We start from the raw sequence: 21,933 nt of genomic DNA, 5'->3' as shown, positions 1-21,933 counted from the left end.
GGCGTAATGTTCCAAGACGTCCTGGTGATCACCGTCGCCGCCGGTAGGGGTGGCGACGGCGCCGTTTCCTTCCGCCGGGAGAAGTTCGTTCCCAAAGGGGGGCCCGACGGGGGGGACGGGGGACGGGGAGGGTCCGTCTACCTCCGGGCCCGGGGGAGCGTGGACTCCCTTTCCCGCCTCTCCAAACGCATCTACAAGGCGGAGGACGGGGAGCACGGCCGGGGAAGCCAGCAGCACGGCCGCGGGGGGGCGGACCTCGTCATCGAGGTTCCTCGGGGGACCCGGGTCTTTGACGCCGACACTGGGGAGCTCCTCGCCGACCTCACCGAGGAGGGGCAGACGGTTCTGGTGGCCCGGGGCGGCGCGGGCGGCCGGGGCAACATGCACTTCGTCACCCCTACCCGCCAGGCTCCCCGCTTCGCCGAGGCGGGGGAAGAAGGGGAGAAGCGCAGGCTCCGGCTGGAGCTCATGCTCATCGCCGACGTGGGCCTCGTGGGCTACCCCAACGCGGGGAAGTCCAGCCTCCTCGCCGCCATGACGCGGGCCCACCCGAAGATCGCCCCCTACCCTTTCACCACCCTGAGCCCCAACCTCGGGGTGGTGGAGGTTTCCGAGGAGGAGCGCTTCACCCTGGCGGACATTCCCGGGATCATTGAGGGGGCGAGCGAGGGGAAGGGTTTGGGCCTCGAGTTCCTGCGCCACATCGCCCGCACCCGGGTCCTGCTCTACGTGCTGGACGCCGCAGACGAACCCCTTAAGACCCTGGAGACCCTCAGGAAGGAGGTCGGGGCCTACGACCCCGCCCTCCTGCGCCGGCCGAGCCTCGTGGCCCTCAACAAGGTGGACCTCCTCGAGGAGGAGGCGGTGAAGGCCCTGGCGGACGCCCTGGCCCGGGAGGGGCTCGCCGTGCTTCCCGTAAGCGCCCTCACGGGGACGGGGCTTCCTGCCCTTAAAGAGGCGCTCCACGCCCTGGTCCGTTCCACCCCCCCGCCGGAGATGCCCAAGCCCGTGCCCCGGAAGGAGGTCCAGGCCGGGGTGGAGGTGGTGCCCGTGGCCGAGGGGGTCTACGAGGTCCGGGCCCCCGAGGTGGAGCGGTACCTCGCCCGGATCAAGGGGGATTTGATGGAGGCGGCCGGATACCTGCAGGAGGTCTTCCGGCGCCAGGGGGTGGAGGCCGCCCTCCGGGCCAAGGGCGTGCGGGCGGGGGACCTGGTGCGCATCGGGGGGCTGGAGTTTGAGTACATCCCGGAGGTCTGAGTGCGGATCGGGCTCTTCGGGGGGAGTTTTGACCCCATCCACCTGGGTCACCTCCTGGCGGCAAGCCAAGCCCAGGAGGTTTTGCGCCTGGACCGGGTGCTCTTCGTGGTGGCGGCCCGCCCGCCCCACAAGGTCCCCGTGGCCTCTGCCGAGGCCCGCTACGAGATGACCCTCCTGGCCGTGGCGGAGGACCCGCGGTTTACGGTCTCCCGGCTGGAGCTGGACCGCCCGGGCCCGAGCTACACGGTGGACACCCTGCGCGAGGCGCGGCGCCTTTTCCCCGAGGACGAGCTCTTCTTCATTACCGGGGCCGACGCCTACCGGGACGTTCTCACCTGGAAGGAAGGGGAGCGGCTTCCCGAGTACGCCACCCTGGTGGCCGTGGCCCGGCCCGGCTACCCTTTGGAGGAGGCGCCCCTCCCGGTGGTGCCCCTCTTCGTGCCCGAGGTGGGCATCTCCAGCACCGAGATCCGCCGCCGGCTAAGGGAGGGAAGGAGCGTGCGCTACTGGGTTCCGCGCGCGGTGGAGGTGTACATTGAAAAGCACGGTCTCTATCGCTGATCTGGAGGCCAAGGTCCAAAGCCTCGTCCGTCCCGAGCGCATGGAGCACATCCGCCGGGTGGCGGAGCTCGCCCGGGAGATCGCCCGCAACAACGGGCTGGACCCCGAGCGGGCTTACCTGGCGGGCCTGCTCCACGATGCCGCCCGGGACCTCCCGGAGGAGGAGCTGAGGCGCCTCGCCCCCCCGGAGAACGAGGTGGAGGAGGCCCACCCCCTCGCCCTCCACGGGCGGGCGGCCCGGGCCTTGGCCGCCTCCTGGGGGGTGCGGGACGAGGAGGTCCTCGAGGCCATCGAGGGCCACGTCTACGGCGTGGACCCCGAAAACGGGATCGGCATGGCCCTCTACGTGGCGGACGTCTCCGAGCCCGGCCGGGGGGTGAACGGGGAGATCCGAGAGCTCGCCCTGGCGGGCCGGCTTAAGGAGGCGTACCGCCTGGCGGTGCGGAACAAGGTCCACTACCTCAAGGCCAAGAAGATCCCCATCCACCCCAGGACCCTGGAGGTCTACCACAGCCTCTGATGCGTCCCCGCCTCTCCTTCTTCCTCCTCGCCTTGGCCCTTTTCGCCCTTGGGGGGGTCCTCTCCTGGCCGAGGCCCGCCGCCCTTTCCACCTCCGCCCCCAAGCGGACGGGCCCGGTGCCGGAGATGGGGGTGGTGGTGGCCGCCCGGGACATCGACTACTGCGCCCCCCGCACCCCTTGCGGCCCGGGAAGCCGGACGGACACCATCTTCTACGTCCGCGTCCGCGGGGGGGAGGCCGTGGGCGTGGCCGTTCCCCGGGACCTCTACAGCCCCCTTGTGGGCGGGAAGATCAACGCCGCCTACGGCCGGGGAGGCCCTGAGCTCTTGAAACGAGCGGTGGAGGAGGCCACGGGCCTCGTGGCGGAGCGGCACCTCGTCTTCACCCTGGAGGGGGTGGCCCGCGTGGTGGACGCCGTGGGGGGGGTGGAGGTGTACCTGGACCGCCCCATGCGCTACGTGGACCGGGCGGCGAACCTCTACATTGACTTCCCCGCCGGCAGGCTCCACCTCTCCGGGGAAGAGGCGGTGAAGTACATGCGCTTCCGCCACGATGCCCTGGGGGACTACGCTCGCCTGGACCGGATCAAGGCTGTGGCCACCCAGGTGGCCCGAAAGGCCCAGGACCCCCGGGTCTGGCCCGCCCTGGCGGCCGCCCTGCGGGAGGTGTGGCGCGAGCTGGACACCGACCTCAGCCTGGAGGAGGTTCTGGATTACCTTCCCTACGCCCGGGATTTCCAGGTGGCCCTGGCCACCCTGCCCACGCGGGAGGGGGCGGGCACCTACCTCTACGTGGACGAGGCGCGCAGGGGGGAGCTTCTTTCCGCCCTTTTCGGGGGGCCGCCCCTCACCCCGCCCCCCGGCCTCCCGGTGCGCTTGAGGGGGGACGCCGGGCTCATCGCCTGGGGCCGGGCTTTCCTGGAGCGGGAGGGGGTGGAGGTGTGGACGGAGGAGGCCGAGGTGGCCCGGAGCGCCGTTTACGCCACCGACCCGGCGGTGGGCCGTTACTACGCGGGCCTGTTCCACCTTCCCGTCATCGCCCCCCACCAGCCCTTGGCCGAGGTGGTGGTGGAGCTCGGGCCGGACCTGCTACACTAGGGGCAGATGGTCAAGACCAAGGAGGCGGTAGCGCTGATCCAGCGGATCAAGGAACTCCTCGCGGAAAAGAAGGCGGAAAACGTGGTGGCCCTGGACCTGCGCCGGGTCTCGGAGACCCTGGACTACTTCGTGGTCGCCAGCGCCACCAGCACCCCCCACTTGCAGGCCCTGGAGCGGCACCTCCTGGAAAAGCTGGAGGAGGAGGACCTCCGCCCCCGGCCCACCGCGGGCCAGAGCCCCCGTTGGGTGGTCCTGGACTACGGGGAGGTGGTCGTCCACCTCATGACCCCCGAGGCCCGGGAGTACTACGACCTCGAGGGCTTCTGGGCCGACGCCGAGCGGCTTTAAGTACCCCGGCCCCCTGGGGACCGCCCCGTGCGGGCGCAGGCCGACGTGGGGGTAGGCCTAGACCTTGGGCGGGGCCAGGGGCCCCATGATGAACCGCTGAAAGGCCAGGTAGAAGGCCAAGTAGACGGCGAACTGGAACCAGAAGTGGGCGGCCCAAGGGAGGCCCAGGGCCCCGAGGACCACGATCACCGTCACGGCCGCCGTCATGACCAGGGTGGTCCGGAGGAAGATCCCGGGAAGGTAGGGGAGGAACTGCCGGAAGGTCTTGGGCCTGCGGGCCTCCCACTCCTTCAGGGCCTTCTTCTTGAGCTTCTCCTGCCGCTTCTTCTTGCCCACGGGGAAAGTATACTGGGGACCGTGAGAACCGTGAGCACCGTGGCCGAGCTGCGCCGGGCCCTGCCCCGGGAGGGCGTGGGCTTCGTCCCCACCATGGGCTACCTCCACCGGGGGCACCTCGCCCTGGTGGAACGGGCCCGGCGGGAGAACCCCTTCGTGGCGGTCTCCGTCTTCGTCAACCCCCTCCAGTTCGGCCCCGGGGAGGACTACCACCGCTACCCTCGGGACCTGGAGCGGGACCGGGCCCTTTTGGAGGAGGCGGGGGTGGACCTCCTCTTCGCCCCCGGCGTGGAGGAGATGTACCCCGAGGGCTTCGCCACCCGGGTCCAGGTGGAGGGTCCCCTCACCGCCCTTTGGGAGGGGGCGGTGCGCCCCGGCCACTTCCAGGGGGTGGCCACGGTGGTGGCGCGGCTTTTCCTTTTGGTCCAGCCCCAAAGGGCCTACTTCGGGGAGAAGGACTACCAGCAGCTCCTCGTGGTGCGGCGGATGGTCCGGGACCTGGGCTTCCCCGTGGAGGTGGTGGGGGTGCCCACGGTGCGGGAGGAGGACGGCCTCGCCCTTTCCAGCCGCAACGTCTACCTCTCCCCCGAGACCCGCAGGAAGGCCCCCGTGCTCTACCGGGCCCTTTTGGCCATGCGGGAGGTGGCGGGGCGGGGGGGAAGCGTGGCCGAGGCGCTCCGGGCGGGGGAGGAGGTCTTGGCGGGGGTGCCCGAGTTCCGCAAGGACTACCTCGCCATCGTCCACCCCGAGACCCTCCTGCCCCTTTCCGACTGGGTCGCAGGGGCCAGGGGGATCGTGGCCGGGAGGTTCCCCGAGGCGCGGCTTATTGACAACTTGGAGGTCTACCCATGAGCGAGGCCCAAGGCCAGGGCAAGCAGAGCCTCGTGGAGATGCTGAAGGCCATGGTCCAGGCCCGGGCCTCGGACATCCACCTGCAGGCCGGAGCCCCCCCCACCGTCCGGATAGACGGCAAGCTCCGCCCCTTCGGTAGCCGCCCCCTCACCCCCAAGGACACCGAGGCCATCGCCCGGGCCCTCCTCACCCCGGAACAGCTGGAGGAGCTGGAGTACCGCAAGGAGATGGACTTCGCCTACACCATTCCCGGGGTGGCCCGCTTCCGCTGCAACCTCCTGAGGCAACGGGGGAGCTTAGGCCTGGTGATGCGGGTGGTCTCCGAGGTGATCCCGAGCTTTGAGGCCCTGGGCCTCCCCCGGGAGGTGATGGAGGGCCTCGCCGCCAAGGAGCGGGGCCTCATCCTGGTCACGGGGCCCACGGGGAGCGGCAAGAGCACCACCCTGGCGGCCCTCATTGACCACATCAACCTCCACTACGCCAAGAACATCATCACCATTGAGGACCCCATTGAGTTCCTGCACAAGCACAAGAAGAGCCTCGTGGTCCAGCGGGAGGTGGGGCTGGACACGGACAGCTTCTACACCGGCCTCAAGTACGCCCTCCGCCAGGACCCCGACGTGATCATGGTGGGGGAGATGCGGGATAAGGAGACGGTGGAGGCCGCCCTCATGGCGGCGCAGACGGGCCACCTGGTCCTCTCCACCCTCCACACCCTGGACGCCTGGCGGACCATCAACCGGATCATTGACTTCTTCCCCCTGCACGAGCACCGTCAGGTGCGCATCCTCCTCGCCGAGTCCCTCCTCGGCATCCTCTCCCAGCGCCTCCTCCCCAAGGCCGACGGCCAGGGCCGGGTCCTCGCCTTGGAGATCCTCATCGCCACCCCCTACGTGCGGGAGCTTCTCAAGGACGAGGAGAAGACGCCCCAGATCAAGGAGGCCATGATGGAGGGGTCCCTCTACGGGATGCGCACCTTTGACCAGCACCTGGTGGAGCTCTACACCGAGGGGCTCATCTCCCTGGAGGACGCCCTTTCCGCCGCCACCGGCCCCCACGAGTTCCGGCTCCTCCTCACCAAGGCCACGGGGCAGACTTACTGACGCTCTTCCCCTCGCCTGCCTGGCCCAAAAGAAGCCCCCTGGAAACCCTTTTCCGGGCCCCCACGCTGGCCCGAGTCCATATGGGATGGGGCCGTTCCACGCTTCCAGAGGGGGTATAATCGGGCGGGAGGCGTTTATGCTGGTAACGGGTCTAGAGATCTTGCGCAAGGCGCGGGCGGAAGGCTACGGGGTCGGGGCCTTCAACACCAACAACATGGAGTTCACCCAGGCCATCCTCGAGGCCGCCGAGGAAATGCGGAGCCCCGTGATCCTCGCCCTCTCCGAGGGGGCGATGAAGTACGGGGGCCGGGCCCTCACCCGCATGGTGGTGGCCTTGGCCCAGGAGGCCCGGGTGCCCGTGGCCGTGCACCTGGACCACGGCTCTAGCTACGAGAGCGTCCTCAAGGCCCTCAGGGAGGGCTTCACCAGCGTCATGATTGACAAGTCCCACGAGGACTTTGAGACGAACGTCCGGGAGACCAAGCGGGTGGTGGAGGCGGCCCACGCCGTGGGGGTCACGGTGGAGGCGGAGCTTGGGCGGCTTGCGGGGATTGAGGAGCACGTGGCCGTGGACGAGAAGGACGCCCTCCTCACCAACCCCGAGGAGGCCCGGATCTTCATGGAGCGCACGGGGGCCGACTACCTGGCGGTGGCCATCGGCACGAGCCACGGGGCCTACAAGGGGAAGGGGAGGCCCTTCATTGACCACCCCCGGCTTGCCCGCATCGCCGAGCTCGTCCCGGCCCCCCTCGTCCTCCACGGGGCAAGCGCCGTGCCCCAAGAGCTCGTGGAGCGCTTCCGGGCCGCAGGGGGCGAGATCGGGGAGGCCGCGGGCATCCACCCCGAGGACATCAAGAAGGCCATCTCCTTGGGCGTCGCCAAGATCAACACCGACACCGACCTGCGCCTCGCCTTCACCGCCCTCATCCGGGAGGCCCTGGGGAAAAACCCCAAGGAGTTTGACCCCAGGAAGTACCTGGGCCCCGCCCGGGAGGCGGTGAAGGAGGTGGTGAAAAGCCGCATGGAGCTCTTCGGCTCCGTGGGGCGGGCTTAAGTACCCCACCGCGGCTTTCGCCGCGGTGGGGGCCCCAAAAGGACCTTCCCAAGCCTTATTTCGGGCAACCCGTGTTGCGAAATCAACGTGCAGCCACTTAGCTCCAGGGAATCCGCACCCCGGGAAAGGCCAGAGGCTCCGCCTCCTCCCCGGGGAGGAGAATGCGGTGCTCCGTGTAGACCCCGGCCTTGGGGGTGCGGTAGACGTGGAGGCGGTTTTCCTTGAGGTCCAGGATCCACACCTCGGGGATGCCCGCCTGGGCGTAGAGGGAAAGCTTAAGACCCTGGTCGTGCTCTAGGCTCGTTTCGGCCACCTCCACCAGGAGGAGTACGTCCTCGGGGGTGGGAAGCCCCTCCCCATAGCTTTTGGGCCGGAGGAGGGCCAGGTCGGGCTGGGGTTCGGAGTGGGGGGGGATGCGGATGGGGTTTTGCGGCCAGACCACGGCCCGATCCCCCAGGGCCTCCGTGAAAAGCCGGGTTAGCCGGGCCACGCTCCAGGCGTGCTTGGGGCCGATGGGGCTCATCCGGTAGACCTCCCCTCCCAAAAGCTCCACGCCCCGTACCCCCCGGAAGAGCCTCTCGTACTCCTCCAGGCCGAACCGGTACCGGGTGGCCATGGCTATAGCGTAGCATGGGCCCATGAACCCCGTGGCCTTCATCCGGGAGAAGCGGGAAGGAGGCAAGCACCGCCGGGAGGACCTCGAGGCCTTCCTCCTCGGCTACCTGCGGGACGAGGTGCCGGACTACCAGGTTTCCGCCTGGCTCATGGCGGCCTTTCTGCGGGGCCTGGACGCCGAGGAGACCCTCTGGCTCACCGAGATCATGGCCCGCTCGGGGAAGGTCCTGGACCTCTCCGGCCTTCCCCACCCCGTGGACAAGCACTCCTCGGGGGGCGTGGGGGACAAGGTGAGCCTGGTGGTGGGGCCGATCCTCGCCGCAAGCGGGTGCACCTTCGCCAAGATGTCGGGCCGGGGCCTGGCCCACACCGGGGGGACCATAGACAAGCTGGAATCCGTCCCGGGCTGGCGGGGGGAGATGACGGAGGCGGAGTTTTTGGAGAGGGCCCGGAGGGTGGGCCTCGTCATCGCCGCCCAAAGCCCGGACCTCGCCCCCCTGGACGGGAAGCTTTACGCCCTCCGCGACGTGACCGCCACGGTGGAGAGCGTGCCCTTGATCGCGAGCTCCATCATGAGCAAAAAGCTCGCCGCCGGGGCGCGGAGCCTCGTCTTGGACGTGAAGGTGGGCCGGGGGGCCTTCATGAAGACCCTGGAGGAGGCGAGGCTTCTCGCTAAGACCATGGTGGCCATCGGCCAGGGGGCGGGAAGGCGGGTGAGGGCCCTCCTCACCTCCATGGAGGCCCCCCTGGGGCGGGCGGTGGGAAACGCCCTGGAGGTGCGGGAGGCCATACGGGCCCTCAAGGGGGAAGGCCCCGGGGACCTTTTGGAGGTGGCCCTGGCCCTGGCGGAGGAGGCCCTAAAGCTTGAGGGCCTGGACCCCGCCCTCGCCCGGAAGGCCCTGGAGAGCGGGGCGGCCTTGGAGAAGTTCCGGGCCTTCCTCGAGGCCCAGGGGGGAGACCCTAGGGTGGTGGAGGACTTCTCCCTTCTTCCCCTCGCCGAAGAGCACCCCCTACTCGCCGAGGAGGAGGGCGTGGTGCGGGAGGTGGACGCCTACAAGGTGGGCCTCGCCGTCCTCGCCCTGGGCGGGGGGCGGAGGCGGAAGGGGGAGGCCATTGACCACGGGGTGGGGGTCTACCTGCTCAAGAAGCCCGGGGACCGGGTGGAACGGGGGGAGGCCTTGGCCCTGGTCTACCACCGGAGGCGGGGCCTGGAGGAGGCCCTTGGGCACCTGCGCGAGGCCTACGCCCTGGGGGAGGAGGCGCACCCCGCCCCCTTGGTCTTGGAGGCCATCTAGGTACCCCAACCGGTGGCGCAACCAAGGGGTGAAATGCCCAAAAAGCGGGTCCCCGGGCCCAAACCGGGGCCGCCCCGCGCCGACCCCAGGCGCGGGGGCTTGGGCCCCCGGGGGGATGGTATACTTCCGGGGATGAAAAGGCGGCCTGTCCGGTACACCCTCCTCCTTGCCCGAAGCGGTGGGGGGAGCCGGGCCCTCACCTTTCCCGGCTGGGCCTTTGGCCTCTTCCTGGCCTTCCTCGCCCTCTGGACGGGGGTGAACCTCTACCTCTGGCACCGGGCCCGGGAGGTGCGGGCCCTCGAGGCCAGGCTCTACGCCCTCTCCCAAGAGGCGAGGCGGCTTTCCCTGGCCCTGGAGGCGGAGAAGGCCAAAAACGGGGTCCTCTCCCAGGAGGCGGAGCGCACCAAGAAGGAGCTTGAGGCCCTCAAGGAGGCCATCAACGAGCTCCGCCGCCGCGCCGGGCTTTCCCCCATCAACGCCCTCCCCGTCCGCTACCAGGAGGGCGGGCAAGGGGGCGGGGCCATGGAGGGGTGGAGGGCGGTGCGGGTGGAGGTTTTGGACCTGAAGGCCCAGCTCGCCGAGCTCGCCCCCGCCTTGGAGCGGACCCTGGAGGTGGAGCGAAGCCTCCCCGCCGGCCTTCCCCTCCGGGGGCACGGGGGGGTCACCTCCTACTTCGGCTACCGCAAAAACCCCTTCGGCCCCGGTGTGGAGTTCCACGACGGCCTGGACTTTTCCGCCCCCTACGGGGCCCCCGTCTACGCCACGGGGAGTGGGGTGGTGGTCCAGGCAGGGTGGATGGGGGCCTATGGCCTCGCCGTGGTGGTGGACCACGCCCGGGGCTACCAGACCCTCTACGGCCACCTCTCCCGCTTGGCCGTCCGCCCAGGCCAGCGGGTGGCCCGGGGCGAGCTATTGGGCTTTGTGGGCTCCACGGGCCGGTCCACGGGTCCCCACCTCCACTACGGCGTCTACCGCTACGGGACGCCGGTGGACCCCAGGGCCTACCTGGACCCCACCTGGTACACCCGGTAGAATGGGGCGGATGCTGGGAAGAAGGGAGCGCACCCTCACCTACCTCGGCCCCGACACCGAGGTCCTGGGCGACATGAGGGCCAAGGGCCAGGTGCGCATTGACGGCCTGGTGCGGGGTTCCGTCCTGGTGGAAGGGGAGCTGGAGTTCGGCCCCACGGGCCGGGTGGAAGGGGAGAGGGTGGAGGCCAGGTCCGTGGTCATCCACGGCGAGGTCAAGGCGGAGCTCACCGCCGAGAAGGTGGTCCTCTCCAAGACGGCCCGCTTCACCGGCCAGCTCAAGGCCCAGGCCCTCGAGGTGGAGGCGGGGGCGGTCTTCGTGGGACAGAGCGTGACCGGGGAGCACAAGGCCCTCGAGGCCCCCAAGGAGGCCTGATGGCCCTGGAAAGGCTCTTCCGCAGAAAGCGCCCGAGCGGGGGCAACCGGGACGTTCCCGAGCTTTGGACCAAGTGCGAGGCCTGCGGGGCCCAGATTTACAAGAAGGAGTTCCAGGAAAACCTCCACGTCTGCCCCAAGTGCGGCCACCACCACCGCCTCCCCGCCCAGGAGCGGGTGGCCATGCTGGCCGACCCTGGGACCTTCCGGGAGACCACGAGGCTTCGGCCCCTGGACCCCTTGGGCTTCGTGGACACCAAGCCCTACACCGAGCGCCTCAAGGCCTACCAGGAGGAGACGGGTAGGCCCGATGCCGTCCTCGGGGGCACCTGCCAGATCGGCGGGGTGCCCGCGGTCCTCCTCGTCATGGACTACGCCTTCGCCGGGGGCTCCATGGGGAGCGTGGTGGGGGAGGAGATCGCCCGCGGGGCGGAGAGGGCGGCGGAGGAGGGGAGGGCCCTCGTCATCGTGGCCGCCTCGGGGGGGGCGAGGATGCAGGAAGCCGCCCTTTCCCTCATGCAGATGGCCAAGACGGTGATGAGCCTGGACCGGGTCTGGGCCCGGCGCCTGCCCTACGTCTCCGTCCTCACCGACCCCACCACGGGAGGGGTCACGGCGAGCTTCGCCGCCCTGGCCGACGTGATCTTCGCCGAGCCCGGGGCCCTGATCGGCTTCGCCGGGCCTAGGGTCATCCGCCAGACCATCCGCCAGGAGCTTCCCGAGGGCTTCCAGCGCTCCGAGTTCCTCTTGAAGCACGGCATGGTGGACCGGGTCACGGACCGGCGCCGCCTCAAGGCGGAGCTCGTGCGGGTCCTCCGCCACCTGCACCCGGGAGTAGCCTATGCCCCTGGAGTTTGAAAAGCCCATTCTGGAGCTGGAACGGCGCATTCAGGAGCTCAAGGAGACGGCCAAGGCCACGGGGGTGGACCTGGAGGCCGAGATCCGCCTCCTGGAGGAGCGCCTGGCCCGGCTCAAGAAGGAGACCTACGAGAACCTCACCCCCTGGCAACGGGTCCAGCTCGCCCGCGCCCAAGGGCGGCCCACCACCTTAGACGTCCTGGAGAAGGCCTTCCAGGACTTCATAGAGCTCCACGGGGACCGGGCCTTCGCCGACGACCCCGCCATCGTGGGGGGGCTCGCCTACCTCGAGGGGGAGAAGGTGGTGGTGGTGGGGCACCAGAAGGGCCGGGACACCAAGGAGAACCTCCAGCGCAACTTCGGCATGCCCCACCCCGAGGGGTACCGCAAGGCCATGCGCCTCATGGACCTGGCAGACCGTTTCGGCTACCCCTTTCTCACCTTCGTGGACACCCCCGGGGCCTATCCCGGGGTCTCCGCCGAGGAGCGGGGCCAGGCCTGGGTCATCGCCCAGAGCATCCAGCGGATGAGCCGCCTCCGGGTCCCCGCCGTGACGGTGATCCTGGGGGAGGGGGGAAGCGGGGGGGCCTTGGCCATCGCCGTGGCCAACCGGGTCCTCATCCTGGAGAACGCCTGGTACTCCGTGATCAGCCCCGAGTCCTGCGCCGCCATCCTCTGGCGGGACGCCAAGGAGGCCCCCAAGGCCGCCGAGGCCTTGAAGCTCACGGCGAAGGACCTCCTCCAGCTCAAGGTGGTGGACGCCATCGTCCCCGAGCCCGAGGGCGGGGCCCATAAGGACCCCGAGAAGGCCATCCAGAACATCAAGGAGGCCCTCCTAAAGGCCCTGGAGGAGCTTAGGGGCCTCTCCCCGGAGGCCCTCTACGAGGACCGCTACCGCCGCTTCCGCTCCCTGGGCGTCTTTGCCGAGCCTTAAGGGACGTTGGGCCAGGTCCCTCAGGGTTTTCACAGGGAAGGCGTACCCTGGGGGTGGAGGTGAGGCCTATGCGGAAGCTTTGGCTGGCGGTCTTAGGGCTTGGGGCCGCGTTGGCCCAGGAGATCAACCCCCAGGGGATCATCGTCAACCCGGTGCCCACGGACCTCGAGGTCCGGGTCTGGGTGGACAAGGATCCGGCCAAGCGGGGGAACGCCGTCTACCAGATCGGCGAGTCCATTTACATCTACGTGCGCGTCAACCAGGACGCCTACGTCTACCTCTTCAACATCAACGCCGACGGCCGCATTGACCCCATCCTGCCCAACCCCTACGAGAGGGAGAACCTCCTCCGGGCGGGGGAGACCCGGCGTTTTCCCCCGGAGGGGGCCCGCTACCGCTACACCATCACCGGCCCCGAGGGGGAGGACAGGATCTTGGCGGTGGCGAGCCGCCGCCCCCTCTCCGTGGCGGAGATCCTGGACGTGGAGCGGGGCGAGGCGCGGGTCCAGGGCTGGGAGGGCTTGGCCCGCGCCCTCTCCATTGTCGTTAGGCCGGTTCCCGCCAAGGACTGGGTGACGGACGTGGCCCGCTACTACGTGGGCCGGACCTCCGCCCCGCCCCCCACCCCGGCCACGGCCACCCTGGCGGTGGACTCCAGGCCCCAGGGGGCCGAGGTCTACCTGGACGGCCGCCTCCAGGGCCGCACCCCCCTCGTCCTCTCCGTGAACCCCGGGCGGCACGAGGTGGAGCTTCGGCTTGCGGGCTACCAGCCCTACCGGGTGACGGTGAACCCCAAGCCGGGGGAGCGGGTGCAGGTCTTCGCCCCCCTCTCCCCCGAGCCCCGGCAGGGGACCTTGAGCGTGAGCTCTACCCCTCCGGGGGCCGAGGTCTACGTGGACGGGGCGTTGCGGGGCCGCACGCCCCTCACCCTGAGCCTGCCCGAGGGGCGGTACGGGGTGGAGCTTAGGCTTGCGGACCACGAGCCTTACCGGGCCCAGGTGTCGGTGCGCCGGGGGGAGACCACCCGGCTGGACGTGCGCCTCACCCCCATCCCCCGCACCGGCACCCTTTTCCTGGAGTCTAGCCCCCAAGGGGCCGAGGTCTACCTGGACGGCCGCCTCCAGGGCCGCACCCCTCTGCGCCTCACCCTGAACGAGGGCACCTACCGGGTGGAGCTCCGCCTCCCGGGGTACGAGCCCTATGGGGCCACGGTGCGGGTGGAAAGGGGCCGGGAGACCAGGCTTGTTGCGAGCCTCAGGCCCCTGCGCACCGGGGAGCTCTTCCTGGAGGCCAGGCCCGAGGGGGCCGAGGTCTACCTGGACGGCCGCTTCGCGGGGCGGGCTCCCCTTAGGGTGAGCCTCGAGGCCGGGCTCCACGAGGTCCGGGTCCTGGCCCCGGGGCACGCGGAGTACCGGGCCCAGGTGGAGGTGCGCCCCGGGGAGAGCCTGCGCCTCTTCGTGGAGCTCCTTCCCGTGCGGGCGGTCCTGGAGCTTTACCTCAACGTGGAGGCCCGGGTCTTCCTGGACGGGGAGGAGGTGGGCGTGGCCAAGGGGGGCTACCTCCGCCTGGAGGCGCCTTTCGGCGAGCACGAGCTCACCCTGGTGGCCCCGGGCTACCGCACCTTGGTCCAGACGCTCCAGGTGAGCGGGGACCGGGTCCTCCGCTTCCAGATGGTGCCCCTAGGGCGCTGAGGCGTTCCCCAGAGAGCGAAGGCGAAGAGGCCGCTTTCGGGTCTTCCCGGGCGGCCCTTTTGCGTTAGGGACAAATGTCCCGAGGCCCCTGGTGTAGTGTACCCCTGAGCAAGCCTTAGGAGCGGGTATCGGGTGGACCTCTTTGACGGGGTGGCCTATGAGACGGAGAAACCGCTGGCTCAAGACCCTCTTCTGGGGGTCGGTGTTGGGGGTCTTTCTCGCCTTGGTCCTGGTCTTCTCCGGGGTGGCGGTGGGGGCCTTGGAGCAGCGGGAAGGGCGGCCCGTGCCCCAGCCCGTCCCCTTCAACCACGCCTTCCACGCCGGGGGGCTCGGCCTTTCCTGCCGCTATTGCCATTCCGCCGTGGAGTACGCCCCTTACGCCGGGCTTCCCCCCACGGAGACCTGCATGACCTGCCACCTCTACGTGAAGCCGGATAGCCCCAACCTGGCCCTCGTGCGGGAGAGCTGGGAGAAAGGGGAGCCCCTCCGCTGGAACCGGGTGATCAACCTCCCCGACTTCGTCTACTTCCACCACGCCCCTCACGTGGCCAAGGGGGTGGGTTGCGCCGAGTGCCACGGCCGGGTGGACCAGATGCCCGTGGTCTACCAGCCCCAAGCCTTCACCATGAAGTTCTGCCTGGACTGCCACCGGAACCCCGCACCGCACCTGAGGCCTCGGGAGCAGGTCTTCAACATGGCCTACGTTCCGGACCCCGAGTTGGGACGGGAGCTCCTCAAGCTCTACCACGTCCGGCCCCCCGAGGAGCTCACGAGCTGCAACACCTGCCACCGCTAGGGAGGAGGTATGCGCAGAGGACCCCAGGAGGCGTTGGAGCGAGCGCTTTTCCGGGAGGAGTTTCCCTTCGGTCCCGTGACCCGGAGGGGGTTTTTGGCCTTGGGCCTCGTCTCCTTGGCGGCCTGCACCCCGGTGGTGCGGCGCAAGGGGGTGCCCTACGTGCGCCAGCCCGAGGGGGTGGTGGAGGGCGGGCGCAGGGAGTTCTTCACCGCCCTGCCCCACGCGGGCTTCGCTGAGCCCGTGCGGGTGCGCACCTACCAGGGAAGGCCCCTCTTCCTCGTCCCCCAAGGGGAGGCCATGGGGCCCTACCCCCTTGCGGGGCTTTACAGCCTTTACGACCCGGCCCGCAAGGGCAAAGCCCCGGACTGGGAGGGGTTTTACGCCGCCTGGCGGAAGGCCTTGGGGGAAGGGGAGACCCTCCTCGTCCTCCCCCGCACCACCTCGCCCCGCCTCGAGGCCCTCCTCCAGCGGGCCCAGGCCCGCTTTCCCAACCTCAAGGTGGCCCGGTTTGAGGCCTGGAGCCTGGAGAACGTCTACCGGGGGGCGGAACTCGCCTTCGGGCAGAGGGCCTGGCCCGTCTATAGCCCCGAGAAGGCGGAGACGGTCCTCCTCTTGGACGTGGACCTCCACGAGCACCCCGCGGGCTACGGTTGGTGGGCCGCCCTAAGCCAGAGGCGCCTTCCCCCCATGAACCGCATCTACGCCGTGGAGAGCGGGGCGGGGCTCCTTGGCGCCGTGGCCGACCACCGCCTGGCCCTAAAGCCCAGCGCCCTCGAGGCCTTCCTCCTGGACCTGGCGAAGGCCCTCGGGGTCCTCCCGGGAAGCCCCGCCTCGGACTACGGGGGCTTCCTCCCCGCCTTGGTGGAGGACCTCGGGCGGGGAGGGCTCCTCCTCCCCGGGGTCCACCTCACCCCCGCGGCCCAGGCCCTGGCCATGGCGGTGAACGCGAGGCTTGGGGCCCCCGTGGCCTACGTATCGCCCCCCGAGGCCGAGCCCGCCACCCCCCGGGCCTTCCTCGAGGCGGAAGAGGCTTCCCGCCTCGTCTGGGCGGCGGAAGGCCCCTTGCCGGGCCTTCGGGGAAAGGCCTTCGCCGCGGTCCTCTCCCTCTACCCGAAGGAGGCCCCCTATAGCCTCCCCTTGGCCCACCCCCTGGAGGCGGCAAGCCCTGCCCGGGACGCCTGGGGCCGCCTCTGGCCCGCCCAAGCCCTCCTCAAGCCCCTCTACGGCGGGAAGGGCCTGGAGGAGGTGCTGGCGGGGCTTCTTGGGGAGGAACTTCCCGCCCTCTCCCCGGAGGAGAAGCGGGCCCTGGCCGAGGGCCGCCCCCTGGAGGAAGCGGAGCCTTTGGCCCTGGAGCCCCTCCCCGGCCTGGAGGGCCGCCTTCCCGCCTTGCGCCGGGAGGCCCCCCTGGAGCTCACCCTCCGCCCGGACGCGCGCCTTTTTGACGGCCGCTACCGGGAAAACCCCTACCTCCAAGAGCTTCCCCGGCCCCTCTCCCTCTTGGTCTGGGACGGGGCCCTCCTCGCCGGGGAGAGGGAGGCGGAGGCCTGGGGGCTTCTTGAGGGGATCCGCGCCCGGGAGCGGCGCGCCGACCCCAGGAGGCCCCTCCTTCGGGTGCGGGCCGGGGAGCGGGAGGCCCTCCTCCCCCTCTGGCCCCTCCCCCTCCTTCCCGAGGGAAGCCTCGTGGCCCCCCTCTCCCATTTCTTCCACCCTGAAGGGACGGTCTTCCCCGCGGAGGTCCTGCCCACGGGCCGGGACTACCCCCTCGTCTCCACCCAATACCACGGCGAGTTGGGGGAGGTGGAGGCGGTGAAGGTCCTCACCGAGGAGGAGGCGCGCAAGGCCCAGCCCAAGGAGGAGAAGCGCGTCTCCTTCTACCCCCCCTGGCCCCAGGGGGAGCACGCCTGGGCCATGACCGTGGACCTCGCCCGCTGCGTGGGGTGTGGGCTTTGCGTCCTTGCCTGCCAGGTGGAGAACAACATCCCCGTGGTGGGGAAGGAGGAGGTGGGGAAGGGCCGGGAGATGCACTGGATCCGCCTGGACCGCTACTTCGCCGAGGAGGGCGTCTTCCACCAGCCCGTGATGTGCCAGCACTGCGAGAAGGCCCCTTGCGAGGCGGTCTGCCCCGTGGCCGCCACGGAGCACTCCCCCGAGGGGCTCAACCTCATGGTCTACAACCGCTGCGTGGGCACGAAGTACTGCTCCGCCAACTGTCCCTACAAGGCGCGGCGCTTCAACTTCTTCCCCTACGCCGAGGCCTTCATCGGCCAAGGGGACCCGAGGCGGGCCAAGGAAAGCCCCCTCGCCCTCCTCATGAACCCCGAGGTGACGGTGAGAAGCCGGGGCGTCATGGAGAAGTGCACCTACTGCGTGCAGCGGATTGAGCTCGCCCGGGCCGAGGCCGCGAGGGAGGGGCGGAGGATCCGCACCGGGGAGGTGGTGACCGCCTGCCAGGAGGTCTGCCCCGGTCAGGCCATCCACTTCGGGGACCTCCTGGACCCCGAGGACCCCATCCACGCCCACCGGAGGGAGGGCCGCCACTACGTCCTCTTGGAGGAAGCGAACACCTGGCCCCGGACCACCTACCTCGCCCACCTGAAGAACCCCAACCCCAGGCTTAGGAAGGAGGGAGGCCATGCCTGAACGGCACCCGGACCACGACCTCATCCAGGGGGAGTGGACGGAAAAGACCCTGGTGGAGAAGCTCTTAGAGCCCGTGGAGAAGCCCCCGCCCAGGCCCTGGAAGGTGGTGGTGGCCGTGGGCTTCGTCCTGACCCTGGCCTGGCTCTACGCCATCTTCGTCACCTTCACCAAGGGCCTCGGCACCTGGGGGATCAACCAGCCCGTCCTCTGGGGGTTTGACATCGTCCACTTCGTATGGTGGATCGGCATCGGCCACGCCGGGACCCTGATCAGCGCCATCCTCGTCCTCATGCGCCAAAACTGGCGGGACTCCTTAAACCGGATCACCGAGGCCATGACCCTCTTCGCCGTCCTCTGCGCCGCCACTTACCCCCTGATCCACATGGGCCGGCCCCAGAACTTTTACTGGATCCTGCCCTACCCCACCCACCTGGCCCTCTGGCCCCAGTACAAAAGCCCCCTCTCCTGGGACGTCTTGGCCATCATGACCTACCTCACCATCTCCACCCTCTTCCTCTACCTGGGCCTCATCCCCGACCTCGCCCTCCTCAGGGAGAGGAGCCAGGGCTGGCGGAAGAAGCTTTACGGTTGGCTTTCCTTAGGCTGGACGGGGAGCGCCCTCCACTGGCGGCGCTACCGGGCGGCCTACGTCCTCTTGGCGGGCCTCGCCACCCCCGTGGTCATCTCCGTGCACTCCGTGGTGAGCATGGACTTCGCCTACGGGGTGGTGCCGGGCTGGCACCTCACCCTCTTCCCCCCCTTCTTCGCCGCCGGGGCCATCTACTCGGGCTTCGCCATGGCCCTCACCCTCCTCATCCCCTTGAGGAAGTGGTACCGCCTCGAGGGGGTCATCACCGAGCGCCACCTGGACTGGATGGGCAAGGTGACCCTGGCCAGCGGCCTCGGGGTGGCCTACACCTACCTCTTGGAGATCTTCATCGCCTGGTACTCGGCGGAACCCGCGGAGTGGGCCCAGCAACTTTGGCGCATGACCGGGCCCTACGCCCCCTACTACTGGGCCATGATGCTCATCAACGTGGTCCTCCTCCAGACCCTCTGGTTCCCCAGGTTCCGCAGGAACGTGGCCTGGCTTTTTGTCTTCTCCATTTTGGCCAACGTGGGCATGTGGCTTGAGCGTTTCGTCATCGTGATCATCAGCCTCTCCCACGACTTCCTCCCCGGGAACTTCCACCTCTACTCCCCCACCTGGGTGGACTGGACCCTCTTCCTGGGCACCCTGGGCTTCTTCCTCTTCGGCCTTGCGGTCCTCATCCGCCTCTTCCCCCCCATCGCCGTGGCGGAGATGCTGCACCTCTACCACAAGCTTAGGAAGCACTAGGGAGGCGCCATGCTGTACGGGTACATGGCCTACTTTGACGCGCAGGAGAAGCTTCTTGAGGCCCTGAAGGCCCTCAAGAAGGCGGGGTACCGCCACCTGGAGGCCATCACCCCGACCCCGTTGGAGGGCCTCGAGGCGGTGTACGGCCACGACGAGCGCATTCCCTGGATGGCCTTCTTCCTGGGGGTCTTGGGGGCAGGCCTCGGCCTCTTCCTCCAGGTCTACACCACCCTGGACTACCCCCACAACGCCGGGGGGAAGCCCCTTTTGGGCTGGCCCGCCTTCATCCCCGTCACCTTTGAGATCACCATCCTCACCATCACCGTGGGGATCTTCCTCTACCTCCTCTACCTGAACGGCCTCCCCCTGGCCGCCCACCCCGCCGTTCTCGCCCCCCGCTACCGGGAGGCCCTCGTGGACCGGCCCGCCCTCTTCGTCTACGCCACCGACCCCCGGTTTGACCCGGAGGCCACCCGGGACCTCCTTCGGGCCTTAGGGGCGGAGGTGGAGGAGGTGCGGCGTGCGTAGCCTTCTCCTGCTCGCCCTTCTCCTTTCCGGATGCGGCTGGATGTGGGACCAGCCCAAGGTCAAGGCCTTCCGGGAAAGCCCCCTCCCCCTCGCCTTCCCCGAGGACCGGGTCGCCCTGGGGGAGAACCTGGACCAGGCGGTGCGGCTTGGGCTCAAGCCCGAGGGGGGTTTTGCGGAAAGCCCCTACGCCTTCACCGAGGCGGACCTCCTCCGGGGAAAGGCGCTCTACCAGAGCTTCTGCGCCATCTGCCACGGGGTAAGGGGGGAAGGGGACGGGAGGGCCATCCCCTTGGGCGTGCCCAAGCCCCGCTCCTTCCACGACCCCGCCGTGCGGGACCAGCCCGAGGGCTACTTCTACTTCGCCGCCACCAACGGCTTCGGCCGCATGCTCCCCTACAAGAGCCGCATCCCCGAGAGGGAGCGCTGGCTCATCGCCCACTACATCAAGCGGTGCCTCCTCTTGGAGGCCTGCCCTGAGGAGGTGGTGCATGCAGAGGTCCATTGAGGCAAGCCGCCTGGCCCCGGGGGCCCTGGGGCTTTTGCTCTACGCCTCGGCCTTCCTCTTCGGCGCGCCCGCCGCCTACTTCCCCTTCGCCTTCTTCCTCCTCCTCTCCTTGGGGGCCCTCCTCGTCCTCCTCCTGCACAACGCCCTAAGGAGCCACTGGGGCCTGCCTTTGGAGCCCTACCTCTACCCCTTGGCCCGGCTCCTTCCCCTGATGGGGCTTCTGGGCCTCCCCTTCTTCCTCTTTCTCCCGGAGCTTTTCCCCTGGGCGAGGCCCGAGGCCCGCCTGGACCCCGTTTTGCTCCACCGGGCCCCCTACCTGAACGCGCCCTTCATGTTCCTCCGCTACGCCCTCGCTTTCGCCCTCTTCGCCTTCGTCCTCTCCCGGCTCCGCCCCGGGGAGCACCGGGCGGAGGTGGGGGCCTGGGGGCTGCCCTTGGTCTTCGTGGCGGGCACCTTCCTCTCCTTTGACCTCTTCAAGAGCCTCGAGGCCCACTTCTACTCCGCCTCCTTCGGGGCCATCCTCCTCCTCTCCGCCGCCCTCCTGGCCCTCGCCGTGGCCGTGGGCCTTGCGGCGAGGCAGGGCACGGCCGCCCTCCGCGGCCAGGCCCAGAACCACACCAACCTCCTCCTCGCCCTCTCCATCGTCTGGATCTACCTGGAGGCCACCACCCTCATCATCGTCTGGGGGGCGGACTTCCCCCACGAGGTGGAGTTCTACCTGAAGCGCTTACAAGGTTATTGGGACGAGGTGGCCGCCTTCTGGGTGGTGGGGGGGTTCTTCCTTCCCTTCCTCTACCTCCTCACCAACCTGCCCAAGCGGGAGGCCCGCTACCTCCTCCCCGCCGCCCTTTGGGTGGCCTTCTTCCGCCTGGTGCACCTCGCCTGGTACCTCCTCCCCGCCCTGGGGCGGGGGTTTGGAGTGGGGGAGGCCTTGGGCCTTTTGGGCCTCGGCCTCCTCTTCGCCGCCCGCCTGCGGGGGTAGGGGCATTTGCACCTACCCTCACAAGCCTCCCGGGCGCACCCTGGGGATAGGAGTACGCGGTACGCGTATCCGGGAGGTGAAGGATGACGAGGGTTCTGGTTTTGGGCGGTGGCTCCGGCGGCCTGGTGGCGGCGAACAAGGTGAAGCGGCTTCTGGGGAAGGAGGTGGAGGTCACCCTGGTGGACCGGAACACCCACCACGAGTTCATGCCCGCCTACCCCTGGGTGGCCTTCGGCATGCGGGAGCCCGAGGACATCCGCCGCCCTCTGGCCAACCTGGAGAAGCGGGGCATCCAGTACCTGCAGGCCACGGTGGAGGCCCTGGACCCGGCCCACAACAAGGTGAAGACCACCGCCGGGGAGCTCGCCTACGACTACCTCATCGTTTCCTTGGGGGCCGAGGCCTTGCCCTCTCCGGCCCCCGACGGCCATGCTCCCTGGAGCCTGGAGGGGGCCTTGAAACTCCGGGAGGCCTTGCGGGCCTTCAAGGGCGGGAAAGTGGTGGTGGGGGTCTCCTCCCCCTACTACCCCTGCCCCCCGGCGCCCTACGAGGTGGCAGGGCAGGTGGAGTTCGCCCTTAAGGTCAAGGGGGTGCGGGGAAAGAGCACCGTGGAGGTCTTCCACATCAACCCCGCGCCCCTGGCGGGCATGGGGCCGGTGATCTCGGGGAAGGTCTTGGAGATCCTGAAGTCCAAGGGCATCGCCTTCCACGGGGGATTTGAGCCGGTGGAGTTCGCGGGGGGAAAGGTCAAGGCCAAGGACGGCCGGGAGCTTTCCTACGACCTCCTCATCCTCACTCCCCCCTTCGCCCCCAACCGGGTGGTGCGGGAAAGCCCCCTCGCCGGGCCCCAGGGCTTCCCCGAGGTGGACCGCATGACCTTCCGCTCCCCCAGGTTCCCCAACGTCTTCGTCATCGGGGACACGGTGAACCCCGCCCTCATGCTTCCCCCGGCCGGGGTGGTGGCCCACTTCCAGGGGGAGTACGTGGCCGGGGTGATCGCCTCCGACCTCAAGGGGGCCTACATCGGCGAGCCCTTCAACCCCGTGGCCATGTGCATCATGGACTTCGGCGACAACGCCCTCCTGCCCCAGTGCGCCTTTGACCGGGTGCTGGCGGGTACGGGCATGCCCTCCTGCGGGGTCATGGCCGTGGGCAAGTGGGTGCGGGTGACCAAGATGCTCTTTGAAGGCTTCTGGTTCGCCACGCTGATTGAGTAGG

Annotated in this window: 23 protein-coding genes; 21 read left to right on the top strand and 2 right to left on the bottom strand. The window is 69.5% G+C overall.

What is annotated here, in order from left to right:
• Positions 1-6 precede the first annotated feature (6 nt).
• From obgE to rsfS, 5 genes are read left to right on the top strand one after another with little or no spacing between them, the layout of a single operon-like run.
• Entirely contained in the window at positions 7-1,257 is a 1,251-nt protein-coding gene (gene obgE / locus TthTMY_RS10655; RefSeq protein WP_096411238.1) for a GTPase ObgE, read from the top strand.
• Positions 1,258-1,818: a nicotinate-nucleotide adenylyltransferase gene (gene nadD, locus TthTMY_RS10650; RefSeq protein ID WP_223903267.1), complete on the top strand. Its 561-nt coding sequence runs from the start codon at positions 1,258-1,260 to the stop codon at positions 1,816-1,818. It begins immediately after the preceding gene.
• Positions 1,793-2,338 (top strand): bis(5'-nucleosyl)-tetraphosphatase (symmetrical) YqeK, encoded by a 546-nt coding sequence (yqeK, locus tag TthTMY_RS10645; protein ID WP_096411237.1) that lies wholly within the window; start codon positions 1,793-1,795, stop codon positions 2,336-2,338. The genes nadD and yqeK overlap by 26 nt, the downstream gene beginning before the upstream one ends.
• Complete coding sequence (locus tag TthTMY_RS10640) at positions 2,338-3,435, top strand: LCP family protein (protein ID WP_096411236.1); 1,098 nt, start codon at positions 2,338-2,340, stop codon at positions 3,433-3,435. The genes yqeK and TthTMY_RS10640 overlap by 1 nt, the downstream gene beginning before the upstream one ends.
• Positions 3,436-3,441: 6 nt before the next feature.
• On the top strand, positions 3,442-3,783 hold the full coding sequence (rsfS, locus tag TthTMY_RS10635) for a ribosome silencing factor (RefSeq protein ID WP_096411235.1): 342 nt from the start codon (positions 3,442-3,444) through the stop codon (positions 3,781-3,783).
• A 57-nt stretch (positions 3,784-3,840) separates the two neighbouring features.
• On the opposite strand, the gene TthTMY_RS10630 is transcribed toward rsfS, so the two are convergent.
• Entirely contained in the window at positions 3,841-4,119 is a 279-nt protein-coding gene (locus TthTMY_RS10630) for a hypothetical protein (RefSeq protein ID WP_096411234.1), read from the bottom strand.
• Between the two features lie 21 nt (positions 4,120-4,140).
• Here TthTMY_RS10630 and panC point away from each other — a divergent pair, with 21 nt between their 5' ends.
• The 3 genes from panC (at position 4,141) to fba (ending at position 7,128) form a co-directional block, all read left to right on the top strand.
• On the top strand, positions 4,141-4,971 hold the full coding sequence (gene panC, locus TthTMY_RS10625; protein ID WP_223903266.1) for a pantoate--beta-alanine ligase: 831 nt from the start codon (positions 4,141-4,143) through the stop codon (positions 4,969-4,971).
• Positions 4,968-6,074, top strand: coding sequence for a type IV pilus twitching motility protein PilT (locus TthTMY_RS10620; RefSeq protein WP_096411233.1), 1,107 nt, complete (start codon positions 4,968-4,970; stop codon positions 6,072-6,074). The genes panC and TthTMY_RS10620 overlap by 4 nt, the downstream gene beginning before the upstream one ends.
• A gap of 136 nt (positions 6,075-6,210) precedes the next feature.
• On the top strand, positions 6,211-7,128 hold the full coding sequence (gene fba, locus TthTMY_RS10615) for a class II fructose-1,6-bisphosphate aldolase (protein WP_096411232.1): 918 nt from the start codon (positions 6,211-6,213) through the stop codon (positions 7,126-7,128).
• A gap of 97 nt (positions 7,129-7,225) precedes the next feature.
• On the opposite strand, the gene TthTMY_RS10610 is transcribed toward fba, so the two are convergent.
• The gene (locus tag TthTMY_RS10610; RefSeq protein WP_172844649.1) at positions 7,226-7,744 is read right to left on the bottom strand and encodes a Uma2 family endonuclease; all 519 of its coding nucleotides are present in this window, start codon (positions 7,742-7,744) and stop codon (positions 7,226-7,228) included.
• 22 nt (positions 7,745-7,766) lie between these two features.
• On the opposite strand from TthTMY_RS10610, the gene TthTMY_RS10605 reads away from it, so the two are divergent.
• From TthTMY_RS10605 to TthTMY_RS10545, 13 genes are all read left to right on the top strand, one after another.
• Complete coding sequence (locus tag TthTMY_RS10605) at positions 7,767-9,038, top strand: thymidine phosphorylase (protein ID WP_223903265.1); 1,272 nt, start codon at positions 7,767-7,769, stop codon at positions 9,036-9,038.
• Between the two features lie 132 nt (positions 9,039-9,170).
• Complete coding sequence (locus TthTMY_RS10600) at positions 9,171-10,070, top strand: M23 family metallopeptidase (protein WP_096411231.1); 900 nt, start codon at positions 9,171-9,173, stop codon at positions 10,068-10,070.
• Between the two features lies 1 nt (position 10,071).
• Positions 10,072-10,443 (top strand): bactofilin family protein, encoded by a 372-nt coding sequence (locus TthTMY_RS10595; RefSeq protein WP_096411230.1) that lies wholly within the window; start codon positions 10,072-10,074, stop codon positions 10,441-10,443.
• Positions 10,443-11,300, top strand: a complete 858-nt coding sequence (gene accD, locus TthTMY_RS10590; RefSeq protein ID WP_223903264.1) for an acetyl-CoA carboxylase, carboxyltransferase subunit beta — start codon at positions 10,443-10,445, stop codon at positions 11,298-11,300. Before TthTMY_RS10595 ends, accD begins: the two co-directional genes overlap by 1 nt.
• The gene (locus TthTMY_RS10585) at positions 11,284-12,234 is read left to right on the top strand and encodes an acetyl-CoA carboxylase carboxyltransferase subunit alpha (protein WP_096411229.1); all 951 of its coding nucleotides are present in this window, start codon (positions 11,284-11,286) and stop codon (positions 12,232-12,234) included. The genes accD and TthTMY_RS10585 overlap by 17 nt, the downstream gene beginning before the upstream one ends.
• Before the next feature lie 68 nt (positions 12,235-12,302).
• Complete coding sequence (locus TthTMY_RS10580; protein WP_096411228.1) at positions 12,303-13,925, top strand: PEGA domain-containing protein; 1,623 nt, start codon at positions 12,303-12,305, stop codon at positions 13,923-13,925.
• A gap of 157 nt (positions 13,926-14,082) precedes the next feature.
• A complete protein-coding gene (locus tag TthTMY_RS10575) occupies positions 14,083-14,721 on the top strand; it encodes a cytochrome c3 family protein (protein ID WP_223903263.1) in 639 nt (212 codons plus the stop codon).
• Positions 14,722-14,730: 9 nt separating this feature from the next.
• Positions 14,731-17,361 (top strand): 4Fe-4S dicluster domain-containing protein, encoded by a 2,631-nt coding sequence (locus TthTMY_RS10570; RefSeq protein ID WP_223903262.1) that lies wholly within the window; start codon positions 14,731-14,733, stop codon positions 17,359-17,361.
• Positions 17,354-18,700 carry an NrfD/PsrC family molybdoenzyme membrane anchor subunit gene (nrfD, locus tag TthTMY_RS10565; RefSeq protein ID WP_096411227.1) on the top strand — a complete coding sequence of 449 codons (1,347 nt, stop codon included), beginning with the start codon at positions 17,354-17,356 and terminating at the stop codon, positions 18,698-18,700. The genes TthTMY_RS10570 and nrfD overlap by 8 nt, the downstream gene beginning before the upstream one ends.
• Before the next feature lie 9 nt (positions 18,701-18,709).
• A complete protein-coding gene (locus tag TthTMY_RS10560) occupies positions 18,710-19,228 on the top strand; it encodes a DUF3341 domain-containing protein (RefSeq protein ID WP_008633542.1) in 519 nt (172 codons plus the stop codon).
• Entirely contained in the window at positions 19,221-19,733 is a 513-nt protein-coding gene (locus tag TthTMY_RS10555; RefSeq protein ID WP_172844648.1) for a c-type cytochrome, read from the top strand. Before TthTMY_RS10560 ends, TthTMY_RS10555 begins: the two co-directional genes overlap by 8 nt.
• Entirely contained in the window at positions 19,717-20,715 is a 999-nt protein-coding gene (locus TthTMY_RS10550; protein WP_096411226.1) for a hypothetical protein, read from the top strand. The genes TthTMY_RS10555 and TthTMY_RS10550 overlap by 17 nt, the downstream gene beginning before the upstream one ends.
• An 83-nt stretch (positions 20,716-20,798) precedes the next feature.
• On the top strand, positions 20,799-21,932 hold the full coding sequence (locus tag TthTMY_RS10545; RefSeq protein WP_096411225.1) for an NAD(P)/FAD-dependent oxidoreductase: 1,134 nt from the start codon (positions 20,799-20,801) through the stop codon (positions 21,930-21,932).
• Position 21,933 lies beyond the last annotated feature (1 nt).

The sequence above is a fragment of the Thermus thermophilus genome (assembly GCF_019974155.1).
Lineage (GTDB): Bacteria > Deinococcota > Deinococci > Deinococcales > Thermaceae > Thermus > Thermus thermophilus_C.
This window is presented reverse-complemented; position numbering and strand designations above follow the sequence as displayed.